Source organism: Pannonibacter indicus (assembly GCF_001418225.1).
Classification (GTDB): Bacteria; Pseudomonadota; Alphaproteobacteria; order Rhizobiales; family Stappiaceae; genus Pannonibacter; species Pannonibacter indicus.
In genome coordinates, this window is sequence record NZ_LIPT01000005.1 from 53,915 (window position 1) to 74,645 (window position 20,731).

General features: G+C 63.6%; 21 protein-coding genes. 9 read left to right on the forward strand and 12 right to left on the reverse strand.

Features of this window, described 5'->3' with window-relative positions; translation table 11 throughout:
* Positions 1-165: 165 nt before the first annotated feature.
* Both ASC48_RS09750 and ASC48_RS09755 read right to left on the reverse strand, forming a co-directional pair.
* Positions 166-1,266, reverse strand: a complete 1,101-nt coding sequence (locus tag ASC48_RS09750) for an alkene reductase (protein WP_055455695.1) — start codon at positions 1,264-1,266, stop codon at positions 166-168.
* Positions 1,267-1,361: 95 nt separating this feature from the next.
* Positions 1,362-1,994: a TetR/AcrR family transcriptional regulator gene (locus ASC48_RS09755; protein WP_055455573.1), complete on the reverse strand. Its 633-nt coding sequence runs from the start codon at positions 1,992-1,994 to the stop codon at positions 1,362-1,364.
* Positions 1,995-2,094: 100 nt separating this feature from the next.
* On the opposite strand from ASC48_RS09755, the gene ASC48_RS09760 reads away from it, so the two are divergent.
* Positions 2,095-3,111: an LLM class flavin-dependent oxidoreductase gene (locus ASC48_RS09760; RefSeq protein ID WP_055455574.1), complete on the forward strand. Its 1,017-nt coding sequence runs from the start codon at positions 2,095-2,097 to the stop codon at positions 3,109-3,111.
* A gap of 159 nt (positions 3,112-3,270) precedes the next feature.
* The gene (locus ASC48_RS09765) at positions 3,271-3,795 is read left to right on the forward strand and encodes a hypothetical protein (RefSeq protein WP_167345129.1); all 525 of its coding nucleotides are present in this window, start codon (positions 3,271-3,273) and stop codon (positions 3,793-3,795) included.
* Positions 3,796-3,804: 9 nt separating this feature from the next.
* On the opposite strand, the gene ASC48_RS09770 is transcribed toward ASC48_RS09765, so the two are convergent.
* A complete protein-coding gene (locus ASC48_RS09770; RefSeq protein ID WP_082440068.1) occupies positions 3,805-4,287 on the reverse strand; it encodes a MarR family winged helix-turn-helix transcriptional regulator in 483 nt (160 codons plus the stop codon).
* Positions 4,288-4,414: 127 nt separating this feature from the next.
* Here ASC48_RS09770 and ASC48_RS09775 point away from each other — a divergent pair, with 127 nt between their 5' ends.
* Together ASC48_RS09775 and ASC48_RS09780 are read left to right on the forward strand one after the other, a co-directional pair.
* On the forward strand, positions 4,415-4,840 hold the full coding sequence (locus ASC48_RS09775; RefSeq protein WP_019962606.1) for an organic hydroperoxide resistance protein: 426 nt from the start codon (positions 4,415-4,417) through the stop codon (positions 4,838-4,840).
* A 122-nt stretch (positions 4,841-4,962) separates the two neighbouring features.
* Positions 4,963-6,168, forward strand: coding sequence for a lytic murein transglycosylase (locus ASC48_RS09780; protein WP_055455576.1), 1,206 nt, complete (start codon positions 4,963-4,965; stop codon positions 6,166-6,168).
* Positions 6,169-6,238: 70 nt separating this feature from the next.
* On the opposite strand, the gene ASC48_RS20175 is transcribed toward ASC48_RS09780, so the two are convergent.
* From ASC48_RS20175 to ASC48_RS09805, 6 genes are all read right to left on the reverse strand, one after another.
* Positions 6,239-6,670, reverse strand: coding sequence for a hypothetical protein (locus tag ASC48_RS20175; protein WP_341860378.1), 432 nt, complete (start codon positions 6,668-6,670; stop codon positions 6,239-6,241).
* A 62-nt stretch (positions 6,671-6,732) separates the two neighbouring features.
* The gene (locus tag ASC48_RS20180; protein ID WP_341860379.1) at positions 6,733-7,287 is read right to left on the reverse strand and encodes a hypothetical protein; all 555 of its coding nucleotides are present in this window, start codon (positions 7,285-7,287) and stop codon (positions 6,733-6,735) included.
* Between the two features lie 270 nt (positions 7,288-7,557).
* Entirely contained in the window at positions 7,558-8,325 is a 768-nt protein-coding gene (locus tag ASC48_RS09790) for an SDR family NAD(P)-dependent oxidoreductase (RefSeq protein WP_055455577.1), read from the reverse strand.
* A 287-nt stretch (positions 8,326-8,612) separates the two neighbouring features.
* Positions 8,613-9,437 carry an MBL fold metallo-hydrolase gene (locus ASC48_RS09795; protein ID WP_055455578.1) on the reverse strand — a complete coding sequence of 275 codons (825 nt, stop codon included), beginning with the start codon at positions 9,435-9,437 and terminating at the stop codon, positions 8,613-8,615.
* A gap of 11 nt (positions 9,438-9,448) precedes the next feature.
* On the reverse strand, positions 9,449-9,907 hold the full coding sequence (locus ASC48_RS09800) for a cyclic nucleotide-binding domain-containing protein (protein ID WP_055455697.1): 459 nt from the start codon (positions 9,905-9,907) through the stop codon (positions 9,449-9,451).
* 42 nt (positions 9,908-9,949) lie between these two features.
* Positions 9,950-12,550, reverse strand: coding sequence for an ABC transporter transmembrane domain-containing protein (locus ASC48_RS09805; protein ID WP_055455579.1), 2,601 nt, complete (start codon positions 12,548-12,550; stop codon positions 9,950-9,952).
* Between the two features lie 238 nt (positions 12,551-12,788).
* Here ASC48_RS09805 and ASC48_RS09810 point away from each other — a divergent pair, with 238 nt between their 5' ends.
* Genes ASC48_RS09810 through ASC48_RS09830 form a run of 5 tightly spaced genes read left to right on the forward strand, consistent with a single transcriptional unit; the run spans position 12,789 to position 18,300 of the window.
* Positions 12,789-14,003, forward strand: a complete 1,215-nt coding sequence (locus tag ASC48_RS09810) for a glycosyltransferase family protein (protein WP_055455580.1) — start codon at positions 12,789-12,791, stop codon at positions 14,001-14,003.
* Between the two features lie 35 nt (positions 14,004-14,038).
* Positions 14,039-15,259, forward strand: a complete 1,221-nt coding sequence (locus ASC48_RS09815; protein WP_055455581.1) for a glycosyltransferase family 4 protein — start codon at positions 14,039-14,041, stop codon at positions 15,257-15,259.
* A gap of 4 nt (positions 15,260-15,263) precedes the next feature.
* Positions 15,264-16,373: a glycosyltransferase family 4 protein gene (locus ASC48_RS09820; RefSeq protein ID WP_055455582.1), complete on the forward strand. Its 1,110-nt coding sequence runs from the start codon at positions 15,264-15,266 to the stop codon at positions 16,371-16,373.
* Positions 16,373-17,545 (forward strand): glycosyltransferase family protein, encoded by a 1,173-nt coding sequence (locus tag ASC48_RS09825; protein WP_055455583.1) that lies wholly within the window; start codon positions 16,373-16,375, stop codon positions 17,543-17,545. Before ASC48_RS09820 ends, ASC48_RS09825 begins: the two co-directional genes overlap by 1 nt.
* Positions 17,542-18,300, forward strand: coding sequence for a polysaccharide deacetylase family protein (locus ASC48_RS09830; RefSeq protein WP_055455584.1), 759 nt, complete (start codon positions 17,542-17,544; stop codon positions 18,298-18,300). The genes ASC48_RS09825 and ASC48_RS09830 overlap by 4 nt, the downstream gene beginning before the upstream one ends.
* A 110-nt stretch (positions 18,301-18,410) precedes the next feature.
* On the opposite strand, the gene ASC48_RS09835 is transcribed toward ASC48_RS09830, so the two are convergent.
* Genes ASC48_RS09835 through ASC48_RS09845 form a run of 3 tightly spaced genes read right to left on the reverse strand, consistent with a single transcriptional unit; the run spans position 18,411 to position 20,612 of the window.
* Positions 18,411-18,857 carry a Fur family transcriptional regulator gene (locus ASC48_RS09835; RefSeq protein WP_055455585.1) on the reverse strand — a complete coding sequence of 149 codons (447 nt, stop codon included), beginning with the start codon at positions 18,855-18,857 and terminating at the stop codon, positions 18,411-18,413.
* Between the two features lie 26 nt (positions 18,858-18,883).
* A complete protein-coding gene (locus ASC48_RS09840; protein ID WP_055455586.1) occupies positions 18,884-19,711 on the reverse strand; it encodes a metal ABC transporter permease in 828 nt (275 codons plus the stop codon).
* Positions 19,701-20,612: an ATP-binding cassette domain-containing protein gene (locus ASC48_RS09845; protein WP_055455587.1), complete on the reverse strand. Its 912-nt coding sequence runs from the start codon at positions 20,610-20,612 to the stop codon at positions 19,701-19,703. The genes ASC48_RS09840 and ASC48_RS09845 overlap by 11 nt, the downstream gene beginning before the upstream one ends.
* Positions 20,613-20,731 lie beyond the last annotated feature (119 nt).

A 20,731-nucleotide genomic window follows, 5' to 3' on the forward strand; every position in this document is an offset into this window, starting at 1 on the left:
GCCTCACGCTTGCTGCGTGCTTCAGATGTAGGGTTTGGCAGGTTTTTCGGGAGAGCGAAAGGGCGGAAAACCCAAAAAGAGTACGCTCCGGTACGGTTCCTTATCAAAGAACCGTACCGGAGCGCAGCTTCATGCCGTTCTCCGGCGAGTGAAGGCCGTCAGCCCTCAGGCAGCCGCACTATCTGCAAGGAACGGGTAGTCAGTGTAGCCCTTGGTGCCACCGCCATAGAGAGTGTCGCGGTCCAGCTCGTTGAGTGGAGCGTCCCGGCGCAGCCGTTCAACCAGATCCGGGTTGGCAATGAAGGGCCGGCCAAAGGCAACCATGTCCGCGCGGCCGCTTTCCACCGCCTCGATGGCGCTGGCCCGGTCATAGCCGTTGTTGGCGATATAGATGCCGTTGAAGCGGGCGCGCAGGGCGCCGATGTCCTCGCCGGGCTTCAGCTCGCGCGTGCCGCCGGTCTGGCCTTCCACCATGTGCAGATAGGCAAGGCCGTAGCCGTTGAGAATGTCCACGGCGCGGGAGAAGGTCTCGACCGGGTTGTCATCATGAATGCCATTGGCATTGGAGAAGGGGCTGAGGCGCACACCCACCCGGTCCGCGCCGATGGCATCCACCACCGCGTCCATGACTTCCTTAAGGAAACGGGTGCGGTTTTCCAGGCTGCCGCCATAGGCATCCGTGCGGGTGTTGGAGCCGGTGCGCAGGAACTGGTCGATGAGATAGCCGTTGGCTGCGTGGATCTCGACCCCGTCGAACCCGGCGGCAATCGCATTGCGGGAAGCCTTCACATAGTCGGCGACGATGCCGGCGATCTCGGACGTCTCCAGCGCGCGCGGCTGCGGCGTATCGACAAAACCGGTACCGTCATAGACCTTGGACTGGGCAGCGATGGCGGAGGGGGCGACCGGCGCCGCGCCGCCCGGCTGCAGCACATTGTGCGAAATACGGCCGACGTGCCAGAGCTGGATCACGATCTTGCCACCCTTGGCGTGAACAGCATCCGTCACCTTCTTCCAGCCTTCCACCTGCGCCTCGGAATAGATGCCCGGTGTCCAGGCATAGCCCTTGCCCTGCGGGCTGATCTGCGAGGCTTCGGTGATGATCAGGCCGGCGCTGGCACGCTGGGCGTAATACTCCACGTGGATGTCATAGGGCGTGTCATCTTCGGCGCGTGCGCGGTTGCGGGTCAGCGGCGCCATGGCAATGCGGTTCGACAGCTTCATGCGGCCGGCCTGAACGGGAGAGAAAAGCTTTGCTTCCGTCATGATGTCTTCCTTCTTCAGAGTTGCTTTCCGCCCTTTCTGGATCAATCAGTCCATAATTTGGCGGAATTTGAGATCCGGTTATGCGTGAGGGGGGGCTAGGCGGGGACGGCTTGCGGGGGCGCCAGAAGCCGGGCGAGCCCTTCGTCCAGCGCCGAGGTAATATAGGCCTCGTCCAGGCCGGACTTGCGCAGGGTCAGCGTGCCGATGGCGAGTGCTGCCAGCGCCCTTGCCCGGGCCCGCAGGGGCTCCGGCCCGTTTTCATCCAGTGCCTCGGCAATGATCGCCTCGATCCGCTCCAGATGATGGCGGCCAAGCGCGGCCACCTCCTCGTTCTGGGGCGCAAGTTCGGTGATGCAGTTGACCAGGAGGCAGCCATGCTTGCCGCCGGATGGGTCCGCCAGCGCCCGCAGCATGGCGGCCACCGCCTCTGCCCTGTGTGCATGCGGCGCATCGCCGATGGATTTCAGCGCCTCAAGCGCCGTTGCCGAATAGCGGCGCAGCGCAGCGAGCAGCACATCCTGCTTGGAGCCAAAGGCGGCATAAAGTGACGAACGGCTGATGCCCATCGCCTGTGTCAGGTCATCCAGCGAAGTCGCCTCGAAGCCCTGACGGCGGAACAGCTCCAGCGCCGCGCGCAGAACCTCACCCTCGTCATAGGAACGCGGGCGGCCCGGACCGGCAGTTGCACCGGCAGCAGAGAGGCGTGGTTCGGCAGTCTTTTTCGTCATGGCCTTGAATATGGACTACTCAGTCCGTAATTCAAGGGGGAACAGAACAGGCCATCTCCGCCTGTCCACCCTTTGCACCGCAAACAGCACGGAGGCGCATATGCTGCCCTACAGCATGCTGGATCTTTCCCCCATTCCCGAAGGCTCGGACGCGCGTGATGCGCTGGCCAGCACGCTGGATCTTGCCCGCCATGCGGAAGACCTCGGCTTCACCCGCTACTGGCTGGCCGAGCACCACAACATGCCCGGCATCGCCAGCGCGGCCACGGCGATCGTCATCGGACAGGTGGCCAATGCGACGAAGCGCATCCGCGTCGGTGCGGGCGGCATCATGCTGCCGAACCATGCCCCACTGGTGGTGGCCGAGCAGTTCGGCACGCTGGCGACCTTCTTTCCCGGCCGCATCGACCTGGGTCTTGGCCGTGCACCCGGCACCGACATGGGCACCGCCCGCGCCCTGCGCCGCACGCTGCAGGCTTCGGACGACTTTCCGGCCGATGTTGAAGAGCTGATCGGCTACCTCTCCCCGGCCCAGCCCGGTGCGCAGGTGCGGGCCATCCCCGGAGAGGGCACTGAAGTTCCGGTCTGGATCCTCGGCTCAAGCCTCTATGGTGCGCAGCTGGCAGCCCATTTCGGGCTGCCCTATGCCTTTGCCTCGCATTTCGCGCCGCAGGCGCTGGATCAGGCGGTCACCATCTACCGCAGCCGCTTCCAGCCGTCCCGTCATCTTGAGCGCCCGCATTTCATGCTGGCGGTGAATGCCTTTGCCGGGGAGGATGACTCGGAAGGCGCCTATCTGCGCTCTTCCATGCAGCAGGCCTTCGCCAACCTGCGCAGCGGGCGGCCCGGCCCCCTGCCCCGCCCCGTTGAGGACATCCGCGCCGTGCTCGATCCGCAAATGCTGGCCATGGTGGAGATGGCTCTTTCATGCAGCGTCACCGGCGGGCCGCAGACCATCCGCAGCCAGCTTGCCAGCCTGATCGAGCGCTACCAGCCGGATGAAATCATGTTCAACGGCAACATCCACGACCCCGCTGCCCGCAAGGCCTCCTTCACCCGCACGGTGGCCGCCCTGAAGGACGTGACGGGGGCAATGACGCATCAGGTGGCCGGGTGAAAATCCGGCCATGGTGGGCGCCAGGGTCTGGATCGTGCTAGGATGAGGCCAAGGAGTTCCCCGATGCCGGCTGCCCGTGCCTTGTTTCCTGTCTTCTGTCTCGCCGCCGGCCTTACGGCGGCGGGAGCCCTGCTGCCTGAAGCCGCTCAGGGGATGGACATGGCGTGCCATGCCTCGGCGCGGGACTTTGCCAATGCCCATGCCGGTGGCGGGCGGGACATGGGCATCAGCATTCTGGAAGGCGCTATGAATGGCACGGTGGCGGGTGGCGCCTGGGCTGGTCCTTCCGGCGCAGAGCGCGGCGCCCATGCGGGTGCAGCCCTTGGCGTGCTCGGCACCATGGCGCAGGACCCGCGCGTCTGGCAGGCGCTTTACGACAGCGCCTACCGGACCTGCCTGACACAGAGATACAGTGCTCCGGGATACAGCGCTCCGGCTTACGGCCTGCCTGCCTATGGCCAGCCCGCTTACGGTGCTCCCTCTTACGTTGCGCCGGCACAGGGATCGCAAATGCCACCACTGCCGCCGCAGCAGGCTATGCCCCAGCAGCCTGCACCATCCGTGCCGCTGGAGGAGTTTCAGTCCTCGGGCGGGCCCTGCGGCTCCAGCGCCAGTTACCGCAAATTTGCGCCCGGCACCCAGCCCTCGACATTTACAGCAAGATCCGGCGGCAACTGCCAGTAGGGCTGGCATTCAGGCCGTGAGGCTTGCCGTGGCCTTTTCCAGCGCCTGCTGAAGCTCTCCGAGCCTGCGCTTCAGGTCGCGGATTTCCGCAAGATCCAGCCCGGTGGCCCCGCCAAGGCATTCCGGGATCGCCTGCCCGGCCTTGCGCATCTCCGCGCCCTTGTCCGTCAGCTTGACGCGTACCTGCCGCTCGTCTGCCGCATCACGGCGGCGGGCGACAAGCTCCATGGCCTCCAGACGCTTCACCAGCGGCGTCAGCGTGTTGGATTCCAGCCCCAGCCGCTGGCCGAGGCCGCCAACCGTCTGGTCATCTTCCTCCCACAGCACCATCATCACCAGAAACTGCGGATAGGTGAGGCCCAGCCCCTCCAGCAGCGGCTTGTAGGCACGGTTGAAGGCGTGATTGGCCGAATAGACGGAAAAGCACAGGAGATCCCCAAGCGTCAGCGGGCCGGAGGCGTCACTTTCAGGGGAACAGGTGGATGGGGTCATGGGTTACTCCTTCAGGAGAGGAATTTAGTTCGCACACGATCAAATCGCAACGCTTGACAATCAGGCACAATCAGCCTATCTATCTCTTGCGATTAAATCGCACACGACTTAAACACAGGAGACCGAAATGCCCGTGAACGTTCTGTACACCACCGCAGCCCGCGCAACCGGTGGCCGTGACGGCTCCGCCGAGACTCTCGACGGCACCTTCAAGGTCAGCCTCTCCACCCCGAAGGAACTGGGCGGCGCGGGTGGTGATGCAGCCAACCCGGAAAAGCTGTTTGCCGCCGGCTACTCGGCCTGTTTTCTTGGCGCCATGAAGTTCGTGGGCGGCCAGACAGGCGTAAAGGTTCCCGCCGACACCACGGTCACCGCAACGGTGGGCATCGGCCCGCGTTCGGAAGGCGGCTTCGGCCTTGAGGTTTCCCTCGCCGTTTCCCTGCCGGGCCTGCCGCAGGAACAGGCACAGAAGCTGATCGAGGAAGCCCATCAGGTTTGCCCCTATTCCAACGCCACACGCAACAACATTGACGTCAAGCTCTCGCTCGCCTGAGCGAAAGCCCTGTCTGACGGACCGGCGGCAGGAGCCATCCTGCCGCCTCCCTTTTGCAGGCGGTTGACGGCTTCCCCCTGACGGGCCACCCTCTCGCAACCTTGGAGAGACGGAGTCGCCTGATGAAAGCCCTTTCCCGCAGCAGTCTCATCCGCGCCGCTACACTTGCCCTTCTGACCGGCCTTACCGCCACGCCCGCCTTCGCGGCGCAGCAGAAATGCGGTGGCGATTTCAAAGCCTTTCTCGCAGGTGTGGAGCAGGAAGCCGTCGCCAGCGGTGTGCCGCAAGGCATCGCGGCGCGCGCTCTGGCCAATGCCCAGATCGACAAGAAAGTGCTCTCGCGCGACCGGGGACAGGCTGTCTTCAAGCAGACCTTCACCGAGTTTTCCGCCCGGTCGGTCAGTTCCGCGCGCCTGCAGCACGGCGCCAACAATATGAAGAAATATGCGCAGGTCTTTGCCCGCGCCGAGGCTGACTACGGCGTTCCTGCCGCTGTCATCACCGCCTTCTGGGGGCTGGAGACGGATTTCGGCGCCGTGCAGGGCGACTTCAACACCTTCAACGCTCTCGCCACACTGGCGCATGACTGCCGCCGTCCGCACCTCTTCCGGCCGCAACTGATTGCCGCCCTGCATATGGTGGCCCATGGCGACCTGGATCCCGCCACCACCACCGGCGCCTGGGCAGGCGAAATCGGCCAGGTGCAGATGCTGCCCGAAGACATCATCCGCTACGGCGTCGATGGCGATGGCGACAACCACGTGAACCTGAAGAACTCTGCGCCCGATGCCATCCTGACAGCGGCGCATTTCATCCAGTCTCTCGGCTGGCAGCGCGGCCAGCCCTGGCTCATTGAAGTGGAGACGCCGGACAACCTGCCTTGGGCAGACAGCAGCCTCGACAAGACCAAGCCCGTCTCCGAATGGGCGGGCCTTGGCGTCCGGGCCCGCAACGGCACGCTGCCCGCCGGTGGCCAGCCCGCCTCCCTCATTCTGCCGCAAGGGCGCAAGGGGCCGGCCTTCCTCGCCTTCCCCAATTTCGGCATTTACCTGAAATGGAATCAGTCCTTCATATACACGACGAGCGCCGCCTATTTCGCAACGCGCCTCGCCGGTGCGCCTGTTCTGGCCAAGACCTCGCCGGAGCCGGGGCTGGATGATGCCGGCATGCGCGCGCTTCAGACCAAGCTGCAGGCCCGCGGCCATGACGTGGGCAAGATCGACGGCATCCTCGGCTCCGGCACCCGCCGCGCCGTCCAGACCGAACAGCAGCGCCTCGGCATCCCCGCCGACGGCTGGCCGACACCGGCATTGCTGCAGAGGCTGTGAGGGATAAAAGAACGAAAATGGCCCGGAGCCGCTCGGCTCCGAACCATTCTTTTCCCTCAACAGAGCGCGGTTACTTCCAGCTCTGGTGATCGGCAGCGGTGCAGCCGTAGGGGGCGCGGTCGTGGCCGAAGCGGGCCTTCAGCTGGTCACAGCCCCAGCGGTTGAGCGGCTCGGGCATCATGTTGTTGATCTCCATGCCCGGCTGCTGGAACGCGGTGGACGAACTGGTCACGTACCAGACCCAGAAGCCAACCGCACCCACGATCATCAGCAGGATGATACCCACGAAAGCCTTCACACCGCGCATCACCACCTGACTGGCCGACGGAGCGGGAGGACCCGCCATCGCCTGCGTGGCAGCCCCTTCATCGGACGGCACGTCGAGGCCGTCCAGTGGCCGCAGAGCGGTCTGGCGCTCTTCCTCCGTCATCACGATACGGGCAAGCTGATCATCCAGCAGCACCGGCAGGGCCGAATTGCCATGGCGCACGGCAAGAGACACCGCATGGCCATTCTACTGGCCGGCAATCATCGGCAGCTGGCCGTTTTCCAGCCGCATATGGGTCACCTGCCCGTCTTGTCCTCGGCCAGATTGTCCGTATAGGAGATGAAGAGGCTGTCCTTCCTGGTCTCAAATCCGGTCACTTCGACCGGGATTTCCTTCAAGACGGCCGGATTGTGCAGGCGCTTCTGCACCCCAAGGGCGCGGATATACTGGAAGACATTGTAAAGGCAGATACCGAACAGCAGCAGGCAGAAGCCGCCAAGCGTCAGGATGCGGTTCAAGAGCTTGTCGAGGCCGAGCGTCAGCGTTGCCAGTTCCGGGTTGTCACGGGAGATGAAGACGCCCGCCTCATAGTCCCCCATGTGAATGCCGAGGAACATGATGCGCACATCGCTCTGATAGGCCTTGCCCTCGAAACTATAGGCAACCTGCGCCTTGCAGCCGGTGAAGACGCCGCGCCGGGTGGTGCACTGGCCGTTGCGCACATCCCCTTCCGCTTCAACCGGATTGAAGCTGATGCGGATGTCACGCCAAAGATCCGGCCCTTCCCATGCGAGAAGGGAAATGCCGGGCGCCAGCACGATGGGCACTACCCAGAACAGCGCCTTCGGCATGGATACAACATCCCCCTTCAGGGAGAGGGGGCGTGCGGGTAAATCGGGCAATCGGGGTGCCATGAGACCTCTTTCTTGCAACTAAAATTGCGGCCGCGTGAGCAGATTTCTTCATGGCTGCGGAAGAGGTCTATGGAAAAGCGCAAGAATGCGCGCTTCTGCCCGGCAGTGATACGCCGCCAAACAAAACGCCGCATCAAGACCTGATGCGGCGTCTTGCAAATTGCCCTTTGGGCATCAATGATTTGCTGTATCAGGCCAAAGCCGGCATCAGCGCGGGGCCATACGGATGGCTCCATCGAGACGGATGGTTTCGCCGTTGAGCATTTCGTTCTCGCATATGGCCTTCACCAGATGGGCATATTCGGCGGCCTTGCCGAGGCGCGAGGGGAACGGCACCTGCTCGCCCAGCGACTTCTGCACGTCCGCCGGCAGTCCCAGAAGCATGGGCGTTTCAAAGATGCCGGGGGCAATGGTCATAACGCGGATGCCGGACTTCGACAGGTCACGGGCGATCGGCAGGGTCATGCCGGCAATCCCGGCCTTGGAAGCGGCATAGGCCACCTGCCCCACCTGCCCATCAAAGGCCGCGACAGAGGCGGTGGAAACGATGACGCCGCGCTCGCCGTCTGCGGTCAGCGGGTCCTGCGCCGACATGGCGGTGGCTGCATGGGCGATGCAGCGGAAGGTGCCGGTAAGATTGACCGCGATCACCTTCTCGAACAGCTCCAGCGAATGCGGTTCACCGCGCGAGGTGGTTTTGGCGGCAGGGGCAATGCCCGCGCAGTTGACGAGGATGCGCTCCACGCCATGGGCGTTGCGGGCGGCGGCAAAACCGGCCTTGACGCTCTCCTCACTCGTCACGTCGACGCAGACGAACAGCCCGCCAATTTCCTTCGCAACCGCTTCGCCCTGCTCCGCATTGCGGTCGAACAGGGCCACCTTCACGCCGCTGGCGGCGAGAAGCCGGGCCGTCGCCGCGCCCAGGCCCGACGCACCACCGGTGACAACAGCCGCAATGGCGGATGAGAGCTGCATGAGTTCCTCCTGTTTATTTTGAATCAAGCCAATGATTTATATTGGCTTTTACGCATTCATTGACGGTTGCGTCATATAGAGGAGACTCTGCGCCGAAAGTCGCAGGCGGTCAAGCCGGACAGCCTTCGGCGAAAGAGGGGATGGCGCAGCAAACGTCCGTACGGAAGTGGGAACGCGGAAAACAGGGGCATCCGCCCCGGTAAGATCAAGGCTTCCGCTGCTCACGCATCACGCCTTGAAACGGCTCAAGCGCCGCACGGGCTTGAGAAATTCACCGCCTGCGCCCCTTATGGCCGCAGGATCATGCCTTCCATGGCGGTCAGGCAGCCGGGATAGGCGGCACTTGCGGCAGCGGCAATCTCGTCCATCCCGTCATCCATGCGGCGCGGGTCATGGTGGAAGAGGACGGGCGTCTTCACCCCGGCCTTCTGCGACAGCTCAACTGCCTTCTGCCAGGTGGAATGGCCCCAGCCGCGATAGGTGGGATACTCCTCATCCGTGAACATGGCGTCGTAGATCATCACATCCGCACCAGCGACAAAGCGCTCCACATTGGCGTCGATCTCAGGATCGCCATGCTCGTGGTCGGTGATGATGCAGATGGATTTGCCCTGAAAATCGAAGCGGTAGCCGCAGGCCCCGCCCGGATGATTGAGGCGGATGGTGCGGATCGACAGGCCATCCTGCCGCGGCAGGTTTTCCCCGGCGCGGAAGCTGCGGAAGGTCACTGCCTTCAGCGTATTGGCGGCCACGGGGAAGATCGGGGGCGACATGATACGGCAGATGATATCGGTAAGGTCCGTATCGTCCTGAAAATGACCGGCCCAGGCATTGATGGTGAAAGCCGGATCATAGGCGGGCTTGAAGAAGGGCAGGCCGCAGATGTGGTCGAGATGCGTATGGGTGAAGAGCAGGTCAAAGGACCGGCTTCCCTGCGTGCACAGGCCGGCGCCCAGCTTGCGGGCGCCAGAGCCGCAGTCAACCAGCACGAGCGCGTCTCCGGCCCTCAGTTCGAAGCAGGCCGTCTCGCCGCCATACTTCAAGGTGCCGGCCCCAGGAGTGGGGGTCGAACCACGCACGCCCCAGCACCGGAGCCAGAAATCTTCCGCCACGCGGCCTCTCCCTATGCTGCCGCTTCACCAGATCTGGCAGCGGCCAGATCGCGGGTGGTGCGCTCAAGACGCTGGGCCAGAGTTCTCATCACTTCCAATGACATATCAGGAAATTCTTTCAAAAGTTTCAGGAAATCGTCCTTGCTGACAGACAGCACATCCATATCGGTTCTGGCAACCAGCGTTGCGGTTCGCGGCACATCGCAGAGAATGGCGATCTCGCCGACAATGGAATGCTGGCGGGCGATGGCCACGGTCTGGTCCTGGCCGTTGCTGCGCACCCGCACATCCGCCTCGCCCTTCAGAATGATGAAGGCCGTATCGCCCTCCTCGCCCTGCTCGCACAGATGCTCTCCCGGCTGAAAGCCGATCCGGTCACTGATAAATGCCAGAAGCCGCAACTTGGTTTCATCGATGCCCCGGAACAGGGGCACCTTGCGCAGGGCGTCGACTTCCAGATCGAGAGACACGGCCAACCTCCATTACACCATTACTTGCAGCCAGAGCTTGTTTCAGGCTTGTTCTTCCCTGTTGTCCTGCCGGACGGTCCGGCCCTGATCCATTATCACGGCCTGATCGAATTCCGAGGCTATGTCAGCATGCGCCGTTCCGAACAGTACCGTACGGCCCGCAAGGATCTCCCGCAATATGCGGCGCAACTGTTTGTCATCCTCACCGGGACCGGCGGCGATATCGTCGAGAATGGTGACTGGAGCATTTTTCAGCAGGCCTCTGACGAGTGCAAGCTTGCGGCGCTGGCCGGCGGACAGGCGCGAGCCGCTGACGCCCACATGGTAGTCAAAGCCGGTGAAGATGATCGGCTCGCGCAGCCCCTCCTCCTCCACAACCTGCCGCACCAGCGCGTCGATCCGCTGGCGCGCATCGCGCCTGTCGAGACGGGCGCGGCCGAAGAGCAGATTGTCCTCGATGCTGAGCGGCGGCAGATAGACGGCCGGGTCAACCGCGATGAAATTGCGGCTGCCGTCCACCACCTTGCGCCGGAAGTCGCGCCGGGCCTCGACAACTTTCGCCCGCAAGTCCTCATCCAGAACACCCAGGCGGTGGCGGGCGGGAATGAGGCGGAAGGCCAGCGTCACAAGGCGCGCCCGGTCGGCCGGCGTGATCGTGTTCTTCAGGGCTTCGGAACGGAAGGCCCGCACGATCTGGTCAAACTCGGGCAGATCATCCTGCGTGATGAACGAATAGGTGCTGAGCAGCCCTGAATCGCCGCTGACATTGGCAAAAAGCTCCACCATCGTCTCTGCAATGCGCAGGCCCAGCAACTGCAGCTTGGTCTCGAGCCCGGTGTCAGACAGGAACTGCCTGACCTCCGGCATGGACGGCATCTGGTCCATCATCACATTGGGATCAGAGGGCACGGCAAAGAACAGGTTCTCGGCCAGCGAGGCATTCAGGTTGAAGGCGTTGACGTCCCAAAGTTCGACCAGCGCGGCGATGCGGCCATCTTCGGCAATACGCTCGCCAATGCGGGCGCGCACGGCCAGAAGGCGCTCGACAAAGCCCGGATCGCGCGCCGGATCAAAGCGGGACTGGAGGCCGAGGCGGTAGATGTCCCCCTCCATCCCGGCCGCAGACAGCAGCGCCAGCGCCAGTACATCCAGATCCTCCCGCGAGGCAACGCCCGCAGCCCGCAGATCTTCCCAGGAGGCATGAATATCATGCAGCGGATTGCTGGTCTCCCGCGCCTCGCGCATGGCCCGCAGGAAGCTGTCAAGATCCTTGCCTGTACGCTGCACCTCGTTCTGTGGCCGGTGCTTCAGCCCGTAATACAGATTGTCGCGGATGGTGCCGGTCCAGATGTGCACAGCGCCGCCCACATAGGCGATTTCCCGGCCGAGAGTTGCCTCACCCAGCTTCTCCAGATCGTGACCGCCAATCTCCACCCGGCCCGAAGTGGGACTGACCAGCCCCGCGGCAAGTTGCAGCACTTCCGAACGGCCGGAGCCATCGCCGCCGGCGATGGCGCAATGGGTGCCTTCCGGAACCTTGAGGGAAATGCCGAACACTTCCTGACCTGCCGCGCCGCCGGAGAAACTGACATTGTGCATCTCGAGCGCACCCGTGAGGCTGGTGCGCTCATCGGCCACCAGCCGTTCGACCGGATAGATGTCTGCGGCGTCGAAGTTTTCCACAACGGTCTGGTATTTCACCTGCACGTCGGCGACGAGCTGGTAATAGGCCAGCAGTTCCTTCCAGGGGCCGGCCAGATCCTTGTAGGCGGCAATCACCGCCAGCAGCGCACCGATGCTGAGATTGCCCTGGATGACCAGATAACCGCCGATCAGGTAGAAGAAGAACGGCGTCAGCTGGTTCATGAAATTATTCACGAACTTGATGAAATACTTCCGGTTGTAGATCTCGTAGCGGATCTTGAAATTTTCATAGAGCCGGTCAGAAATATCGGCAGAATGCAGCGCCGAAGTATCATTGGCGTGAATCTCATGAACGCCAGTGATCGCCTCGCCCAGCTTGTCGGAAATGACGCGAACGTTCTTGACCCTCTGGCGGGAGAGCAGGACAACCTTCTTCTGCAGCTTGGGAATGATATAGGCCTGCAGCGGATAGGAGCTGACGGCAGCAAGCCCCAGCAGCGGGTCCTGCATGAATATGAAGCCGACCTGTACCATCAGAAGGCCGCCCTGATAGGCGGGCAGCGCTATGGCATCGCCGACGAAACCGCCCACATCCTCCACCTCGGCGGTGATCATCGGGATGATTTCGCCGGAGCTCACCTTCCGGAAATGCGGCAGGCGGAACCTGAGCACGCGTTGAAAGAGCTCGAAGCGCAGGCGGCGCAACATGCGCTCGCCCAGCCGCCCCTTGTAGACGTTGATCCAGAGCTTCAGCCCGTTGCTGACGACAACGAGGGCCAGAAACGTGATGCAGAGCAGGAAGAGATAGGAGATCTGGTCAAACTCAAATCCCTGAAACTCCCTCGGAAAACCGTCACCCTGCACCGCATCGTTGACGATCTGTTTTGGCAGCTCCAGCAGGATGTAGCTGATCGGATAAGACACGACTGTGAGAAAAAGAATGAAGAGCTGCTGCCGCGCACTGAACTTCCAGATGAAGCGAAAAAGGCTTTTTTCCATAGGTGAAGTCCAGTCTGGCGAAACTGCGGCCATCCTTGTACTGGTATGACGTTGCCAGTTAACTCGCAACGCCGGATATGCCATAGAAGCAGAAAGTTTTTCTGATCCGCCCCAAAACTGCCGGAATTCAAGAGAGCAAAAAGCGCAGGACGGACAGGGATTGGCTTCAGGCCGGAGCGGCTGACGCTCACGGAAAGCCGCGACAGAGACACAAGACGGGGCATGCACGCGGGGGCACATGAAGTCCGAATCGCCACGAATCCTGATCTACAGCCATGACTCCTTTGGCCTTGGCCATCTGCGCCGGTGCCGTGCCATCGCGCAGTCACTGGTCGGCAAGTTCGACACGCTGTCGGTCCTGATTCTCTCCGGCTCGCCCATCATCGGCAGCTTCGAATTCCGCTCGCGGGTGGATTTTGTCCGGATTCCCGGCGTGATCAAGCTGCGCAACGGGGAGTACACATCCCTGTCGCTGCATCTCAACATCGACCACACGCTGGAGATCCGCTCCTCCATCATTGAGCATACGGCGCAGGTCTTTGCCCCGGACATCTTCATCGTCGACAAGGAGCCGCTGGGCCTGCGCGGCGAGGTGCTTGGCACGCTGGAAATGCTGAAGGAAACCGGCACCCGGCTGGTTCTGGGGCTGCGCGACGTGATGGATGACCCGCAGATCCTGCAGCAGGAGTGGGAGCGCAAGAACGTGCATCCCGCACTGGAAGACCTGTATGACGAGCTATGGGTCTATGGCCCGGAAGGCATGTGCGACCCGCTTGCCGGGATCGACCTGCCGCAGTCGGTGTTCGACAAGATGCTCTACACCGGCTTCCTGCGCCGCGACATGCCCAAGGGCGCAAAACTTTCCGAACCCCTGCCCTTTGGCGATGAACCCTTCATTCTGGTCACGCCCGGAGGCGGCGGCGATGGGGTGGAAATGGTGGACTGGGTGATGCGGGCGTATGAATCGCACGGCCGGCCGCTATTTCCCGCCCTGATCGTGCTTGGCCCCTTCATGCCGGGAGCCGCCGTAACGGATTTCATGGCGCGCGCCGAACATCTGCGCGACGTGCATATCATGCGCTTCACACCGCAGATCGAGCCTTACCTTCAAGCGGCAACGGCCATCGTCGGCATGGGCGGCTACAACACCTTCTGCGAGATCCTGTCCTTCGACAAGCCGACGCTGCTGGTGCCGCGCATCATCCCGCGCCGGGAGCAGGCCATCCGGGCTGGACAGGCCGAGGAGAAGGGGCTGCTGACGGTGCTGCCGATCGAACGTTATCCGGAGGTCGAGCCCATGCTGAATGCGCTTGCCGCCCTGCCCGGCCAGGCCCGCCCGTCCCTGGCAGGCGTAGACAACCTTCTCGGCGGTATCGAGGTGATCGAGACACGCGTCGAGGAAATCCTGTCCACCCGCCCCCGCTTCCAGCAGCCGCGCCGCTCCGCCGTCTGAGCCGCCCTTTCAGATCAAGACCAGAGGCCTCTCCCATGTCCCGCATCGCTGTTGTCGTGAAAGGCTATCCGCGCCTGTCGGAAACCTTCATCGCGCAGGAAATCCTCGGACTGGAGCGCCGGGGCATCGGCCAGCTGATCGTTGCGCTGCGCAAGCCCTACGACCCCTTCATTCACGAGCTGCACCGGCAGATCAGCGCCGAAGTGCTGTACCTGCCGGAGTATCTGAAGGATGATCCGAAGCGTGTTGCCCGTGCCCGCCGCTGGGCGGAGCAGCAGCCCACCTATGCCGCAGCGCGTGCCCTGTTCGAGGCGGATCTGAAGCATGAGAGCAATGCGGGACGGCACCGGCGCTGGGGCCAGGCCTGCGTCTTTGCCCATGAACTGCCCGAAGATGTGACGTGGATCCACACCCACTATCTGCACACGCCCTGTTCGGTGGCGCGCTATGCGGCGCATCTGTCCGGGCGCGGCTGGTCCTTCTCGGCCCATGCCAAGGACATCTGGACGAGCCCGGAATGGGAGCTGCGTACAAAGCTTGATGACGCTGCCTGGGGCGTGACCTGCACCTCCGTCAATGTGAATTATCTGCGCAGTCTTTCGGCCAACCCTGCCAAGGTGGAGCTGGTTTATCACGGGCTGGATTTCACCGGCTTTCCCGAACCCTCGGGCCGCCCCTCCACCCGTGACGGCAGCGGTGAGCCGGTGCGGCTTCTGTCCGTTGGCCGGGCCGTGGCGAAGAAGGGCTATGACGATCTTCTCACCGCCCTCGCCCGCCTGCCGGCAGGGCTCAACTGGCATTTCACCCATATCGGCGGCGGCGAGCTGTCGGACACACTCAAGGCGCAGGCGGACAAGCTCGGCCTTTCCGCCCGCGTCACCTGGATGGGCGCGCGCCCGCGTGAAGAGGTGATTGCCGCCTCTCTTGAAGCCGACCTCTTCGTGCTGCCCTCCAAGGTGACGAAAAGCGGCGACCGGGACGGCCTGCCCAACGTGCTGATGGAGGCCCAGTCCATGGGTCTGTGCTGCCTGTCCACCGCCGTTTCCGCCATTCCGGAGCTGATCGACAACGGCGAGACCGGCATTCTGGTGCCCCCGGCAGATCCCGCAGCATTGGCAGATGCGATGGTCCGGCTGATCACCACCCCCGCCATGCGTGATGAATTCGGCCTTGCTGCCTCGCGCAAGGTGCGGGCCGAATTTGCCACAGCGCCGGGGCTTGACCGGCTGGCGGTGAAGTTCAAGGCGCTGGTCTGACGGGATGCGCGCCGCCTTCTATGCGCCAATGAAGCCTGCCGATGATCCGGTGCCCTCCGGCGACCGGACCTTTGCGCAGCTTATCCTGCGGGCGCTGGAGACGGGCGGCCATGACACCCGCGTGGCCAGCCGGCTGAAGACATGGCGGGCCGTGCCAGAGGACCTGCCGGAGGCCCATGCGGCGGCACAGGGCGAAGCAGAGCGGATCATCGGTGACTGGGAAGCCGAAGGCTGGCGGCCGGAGGTGTGGGTGACCTATCATCTCTATCACAAGGCGCCGGACTGGATTGGGCCTGCGGTGGCGGACCATTTCGCCATTCCCTATGTGGTGCTGGAGGCAAGCCGGGCGCCCAAGCGCCAGACCGGCCCTTGGGCATATGGGTTTGCCGCTGCCGATGCGGCCCTTCAGCGGGCTGACGCGGTGGGTGCGATCCACCGGGCCGATGCGGGCTGCCTTGAGCCGGCACTGCCCCCGGATGTGCTGCATCTCTTCCCGCCGTTTCTCGATGCAACGCCCTTCCTGAAAGCCCGCCCTGCCCTCTCCGAAGAAGGCCCCGTGCGGCTGCTGGCCGTGGGGATGATGCGCCCCGGCGACAAGGAAGCCTCCTACCGGGTGCTGGCCGAGGCGCTGGTGCTGCTGATGGATCTTGACTGGGAACTGACCCTCGTTGGCGGCGGACCTTCCCGCGAGGTTCTGACGCCGCTGTTTCCCGCCACCCGTTGCCACTTCGCCGGGGCCCTGCCGCCCGAAGCGCTGCCGCAGCAGTATCTCAGCCATGATGTGTTTGTCTGGCCCGCCATCCGCGAGGCCTTCGGCTTCGTCTTTCTGGAGGCGCAGGCAAGCGGCCTGCCGGTGGCAGGCGGCGCCACCTTCGGCGTACCGGATATCGTCGAGGATGGCCGCACCGGGCTGCTGTCTCCTGAAGGGGATTCGGCCGCCCTTGCTGCCAGCCTGCGCCGCCTGATCCTGAACCGGGGCTTGCGCAGCGCCATGGGAGGGGCTGCCCGCGCCCATATTCTATCCCGGCATGATCTCACTGCAGGCGCTGCCCGGCTCGACGCCCTTCTCCATGCGGCGCAAAAGCACTATCTGGGTGTGAGGACAAGACCTTGATGACCAGCACATCCACACGCCCCCTGCACGCCTTCATCCATGTTCAGCACCTCCTCGGCACTGGCCACGCGGTGCGGGCGGCCGCCATCGGGCAGGCGCTGGCCACACGCGGCGTGGACGTGACGCTGGCGGCCGGCAACATTCTGCCGCCGACGCTGGATGTCTCAGGCCTCAACGTCATCGCCCTGCCGCCGGTGCGCAGTCCCGATGCAGTGTTCAACCGGCTGGTGACACCGGAAGGCACCGACATTGACGAAGCCTGGATGGCCCGCCGAGCAGAGGCCACTATGGCGGCCTTCACGGCGCGGCCCGTCGATATCCTCCTGACCGAAACTTATCCCTTCGGCCGCCGCCAGTTCGAATTCGAGCTGGCACCGCTTCTGGCTCATGCCCGTGCCTTGCCGCAGCGCCCGCTGACCGCCAGTTCCATCCGCGACATTCTGGTGCGCAAGCAGCAGCTTTGGAAGGAAGAGTGGATGGCGGATCAGGCGCTGGCCTCCTATGACCGGGTGCTTGTTCATTCCGATCCGGATTTCGTCGAGCTTGGCGACAGCTTTCCCTTCGCGGACCGCATTGCCCATCTGGTGCGCTACACCGGCTATGTCAGCACGGACGGGCGCCCCGAGGCACCCGGTGAGGACGGGCGGGACGAAGTGATTCTCTCCTGCGGCGGCGGCGCCGTCTCTGCTGCGCTGATCGAGGCCGCTCTTGGTGCCCGCGCCCTGTCTGCCCGCGCCAATGACGCACGCTGGCGTCTGCTGGTGGGCCACGACGTGGAGGCGGAGGCCTTCGTCTCCTATGTGGCACGCGCGCCGGACGGCATGATTGTGGAGCGGGCAAGACGCGATTTTCCGAACCTGCTCACCCGGGCAAGGCTATCCGTCAGTCAGGTGGGTTACAACACGGTGCTGGATATCCTGCGAGCGGGTGTGCCCAGCGTGCTTGTGCCCTTTGCGCAGGTGAAGGAAACCGAGCAGACGCAGCGCGCCGAAGCGCTGGCCGGCCACCGCCGGGCTGTCATGCTGGCCGAGAAGGACCTTTCTGCCGCCACACTTGCCCGGGCGGTGGATGAAGCCTTGTCCCTGCCCCCAACCGCCACCTCCGTGCGCCTTGGCGGCGCGGAGGCCAGCGCCGACATTCTCCTCAAGGATCTGGAAGAGTTCCGCACATGACGATTGAGCTTGCCGCGTTCAGGGACAGCCTCAGGGCGCATCTCGACTGGTTTGCGGAGCGGGACCGGAAGGTGCGTTTCTGGTGGCGCGATGATGATGCCATTGAGCCCACGCCTGCGCTGGAGGCCATCCTTGGACTTGCCCGTGCCCACAAGGTGCAGGTGGCCCTTGCCGTCATTCCCCGAAACGCGACGCAAGCGCTGGCGCAGCGGCTGGCGGAGGATCCCCATGCGGTGGTGCTGCAGCATGGCTGGCAGCATCTCAACCACCAGCTCAAGGACCTTGGCGAAAAGGCCGCCGAATTCGGCACGCGGCGGGATGAAACGGAAGCGCTGGCGGAGTTGAAGGCCGGATGCGAGAGGCTTGGCCAGCTGTTCGGGCCGCGCTTTGTGCCTGCCATGGTGCCGCCCTGGAACCGGATTGCCCCCGGCATCATCCGCCTTCTGCCGGAGGCCGGGCTGACAGGCCTGTCCACCTTCACCTGGCACTACCACGGGCCGCATGTGGTGCAGGCGCATGTGGACATCATCAAGTGGAAGAAGGACCGGCGCTTCATCGGCTGGAAGAGTGCGAGGAAGCGGCTGGACCTGCAGTTTCTGCGCCGCCGCAACACGGACAGCGAACCGCTGGGTATTCTCACTCACCATCTCGTTCACGACGAAGGGTGCCAGGCGTTTCTCGAAGACTTTCTCACCATCGCCGCGCACCATCCCGGTGCAGACTGGCCGGACGTGCCTGGGCTCTTCAGCGAGTAATACCAGCACTCAACGAGCTTGATTTACCGGATGCTGGTCAAGTCCATGCGGCGCATGAGCAATTTCAGGGCCTGATGCGTCAGCATCGAAATCCTTGGCATGCGAAACTGTCACTGCGCGGCGGCAGCTTCGCGGCAGGTGCAGCAGAGGCCGCGCAGCTCGATCACCGTCTTGTGCAGGGCAAAGCCCTCGGCGTTGGCCCAGCCGCTGAGCCGCTTGGAGATCTCTTCATCGGCAAATTCGCTCACCGATCCGCAGGTTTCGCAGATGGCGAAAGCCGTGCTGGCGTGGTCCTCGCAGGAGGGATGGCGGCAGGCCACGAACGCATTGAGGCTTTCCAGCCGGTGCACCATGCCCATTTCAACAAGCTTTTCCAGCGCCCGGTAGACCTGCAGCGGCGCCCGGAAGCCCTCCACCCGCAGCTTGTCGAGGATGGTATAGGCCGTCAGTGGTCCTTGCGCCTCTTCCAAAGCGCCAAACACGAGGTTCTGGTTGCGTGTCAGGCCCGAGCGGTCGTGGTAATGGTGGTGATGATGATGGTCGTGGTGGTCACTCATCGTCGTTTCCTTCTCTCCGCCGCCGGTCAGCCCTGGCCCACACTGTCTGCGCGCCGCTTGCGGCCCAGCATGGCCCACGCTGGAAACAGGCTTACACCGAAAAGCAGCATAGCCGCCACCACGATGGAAGGTCCTGAGGGCGTGTCAAAATGCAGTGAGGCAAATAGCCCCATGACGACGGCACAGGCCCCGACCAGCGCCGCGACCACCGCCATCTGCTCGGGCCCGCCGGACAGCCGCCGGGCGGCCGCAGCAGGAATGATCAGCAGAGCGGTGATCAGCAGCACGCCGACAATCTTCATGGCAATGGCGATCACGGTCGCCATCAGCACCATGAAGATGAGGTTGGCCCGCTGCGGCTGCATGCCTTCTGCTTCAGCCAGATCGGTGTTGACAGTTGCGGCGAAGAGCGGCCGCCAGATCATCGCCAGCACGACCAGCACGGCTGCGCCACCTGCATAGATGATACCGATGTCCAGACGCGATACGGCGAGGATATCGCCGAAGAGGAAGCCCATCAGATCCATGCGGATCCAGGTCATGAAGGCCAGGCACACAAGGCCCAGCGCCAGCGAGGAATGGGCGAGAAGCCCCAGCAGCGCATCAGAGGAGAGGCCGCCGCGCCGCTGCAGGGTGAGCAGCAGCAGCGACACCAGCGTGCAGATGAGAAAGACCGCCAGCGTGATGTTGACATTCAGCAGGAACGCCAGCGCCACACCCAGCAGCGAGGCGTGGGACAGGGTGTCGCCGAAATAGGCCAGCCGCCGCCAGACGATGAAACAACCGAGCGGACCGGTCACAAGCGCAACGCCGATGCCGGCCAGAATGGCACGTGTGAAGAAATCATCCAGCATGGCGCCCGTCCTCCTTCACGCAGTTGCAAGGCTCCACACCCGCTTCATGGGCGTGATCATGTCCGTGGTGATGATGGTCCCCGTGATGGTGATGATCATGCGCGTGATCGTGATGCCCATCTCCCGGATGGCAGCTGTCAGTGACCGAACCATCCGCATGGCGGACCCGGCCATCGGGCAGATGCTCGTGATCGTGACTGTGCTCATAGACCGCCAGCGCCCCTGCGGCACGGATGCCGAAGAGTTCGCGGTAGGCGCTGGAGCGGGCGACGTTGACCGGTGTGCCACGGCAGCAGACATGACCGTTGAGGCAGATGACCTGATCGGTGGCGGCCATAACCACATGCAAGTCGTGGGAAATCATCAGGATTCCACAGCCGGTCCGGTCGCGCAGGTCCTTGATCAGGTCGTAGAGCAGGATCTCGCCATTGTAGTCCACCCCCTGCACCGGCTCGTCCAGCACAAGAAGGTCAGGCTTGCGGGCAAAGGCGCGGGCCAGCAGTGCCCGCTGCATCTCGCCGCCTGAGAGGTTGCGCATCTCCGCCTTGATCAGATGGGCAATGCCGGTAGCGGACAGGGCCTCAAGGGCTTCAGCCTCCGACAGCGGCGAGGTGAGTCGCATGAAGCGGCCGACCGTCAGCGGCAGCGTCCAGTCGATGGCAACCTTCTGCGGCACATAGCCAACGCGCAGCCCGTTCTTCCGGATGGCGGAGCCCTCCGTTGGCGCGATGATGCCAAGGGACATTTTCGCTGTCGTGGACTTGCCGGATCCATTGGGGCCGATGAGCGTGACAATTTCACGCGGGGCCACGGTCAGATCGACGCCGCGCACCAGCCAGCGGCCGTCGCGCTGCACGCCGGCATTGGACAGTTGGATGAGATGGGAACCGCTGGGAGACAAGCCAGTTGCTTTCCAGTGTGAGGATCGGGGTTGCCGGGACTTATCTCATACGTTATACGATCACGCAAACAATGTAACAACATAACATCACAGGTTCCGCCTGACGCGCCTCCTGCGCC

Coding starts and splice junctions, on each gene's coding strand:
- ASC48_RS09750 (WP_055455695.1), bottom strand. CDS start 1,266: ATGACGGAAGCAAAGCTTTTCTCTCCCGTTCAGGCCGGCCGCATGAAG.
- ASC48_RS09755 (WP_055455573.1), bottom strand. CDS start 1,994: ATGACGAAAAAGACTGCCGAACCACGCCTCTCTGCTGCCGGTGCAACT.
- ASC48_RS09760 (WP_055455574.1), top strand. CDS start 2,095: ATGCTGCCCTACAGCATGCTGGATCTTTCCCCCATTCCCGAAGGCTCG.
- ASC48_RS09765 (WP_167345129.1), top strand. CDS start 3,271: ATGGCGTGCCATGCCTCGGCGCGGGACTTTGCCAATGCCCATGCCGGT.
- ASC48_RS09770 (WP_082440068.1), bottom strand. CDS start 4,287: ATGACCCCATCCACCTGTTCCCCTGAAAGTGACGCCTCCGGCCCGCTG.
- ASC48_RS09775 (WP_019962606.1), top strand. CDS start 4,415: ATGCCCGTGAACGTTCTGTACACCACCGCAGCCCGCGCAACCGGTGGC.
- ASC48_RS09780 (WP_055455576.1), top strand. CDS start 4,963: ATGAAAGCCCTTTCCCGCAGCAGTCTCATCCGCGCCGCTACACTTGCC.
- ASC48_RS20180 (WP_341860379.1), bottom strand. CDS start 7,287: ATGCCGAAGGCGCTGTTCTGGGTAGTGCCCATCGTGCTGGCGCCCGGC.
- ASC48_RS09790 (WP_055455577.1), bottom strand. CDS start 8,325: ATGCAGCTCTCATCCGCCATTGCGGCTGTTGTCACCGGTGGTGCGTCG.
- ASC48_RS09805 (WP_055455579.1), bottom strand. CDS start 12,550: ATGGAAAAAAGCCTTTTTCGCTTCATCTGGAAGTTCAGTGCGCGGCAG.
- ASC48_RS09810 (WP_055455580.1), top strand. CDS start 12,789: ATGAAGTCCGAATCGCCACGAATCCTGATCTACAGCCATGACTCCTTT.
- ASC48_RS09815 (WP_055455581.1), top strand. CDS start 14,039: ATGTCCCGCATCGCTGTTGTCGTGAAAGGCTATCCGCGCCTGTCGGAA.
- ASC48_RS09820 (WP_055455582.1), top strand. CDS start 15,264: ATGCGCGCCGCCTTCTATGCGCCAATGAAGCCTGCCGATGATCCGGTG.
- ASC48_RS09825 (WP_055455583.1), top strand. CDS start 16,373: ATGACCAGCACATCCACACGCCCCCTGCACGCCTTCATCCATGTTCAG.
- ASC48_RS09830 (WP_055455584.1), top strand. CDS start 17,542: ATGACGATTGAGCTTGCCGCGTTCAGGGACAGCCTCAGGGCGCATCTC.
- ASC48_RS09835 (WP_055455585.1), bottom strand. CDS start 18,857: ATGAGTGACCACCACGACCATCATCATCACCACCATTACCACGACCGC.
- ASC48_RS09840 (WP_055455586.1), bottom strand. CDS start 19,711: ATGCTGGATGATTTCTTCACACGTGCCATTCTGGCCGGCATCGGCGTT.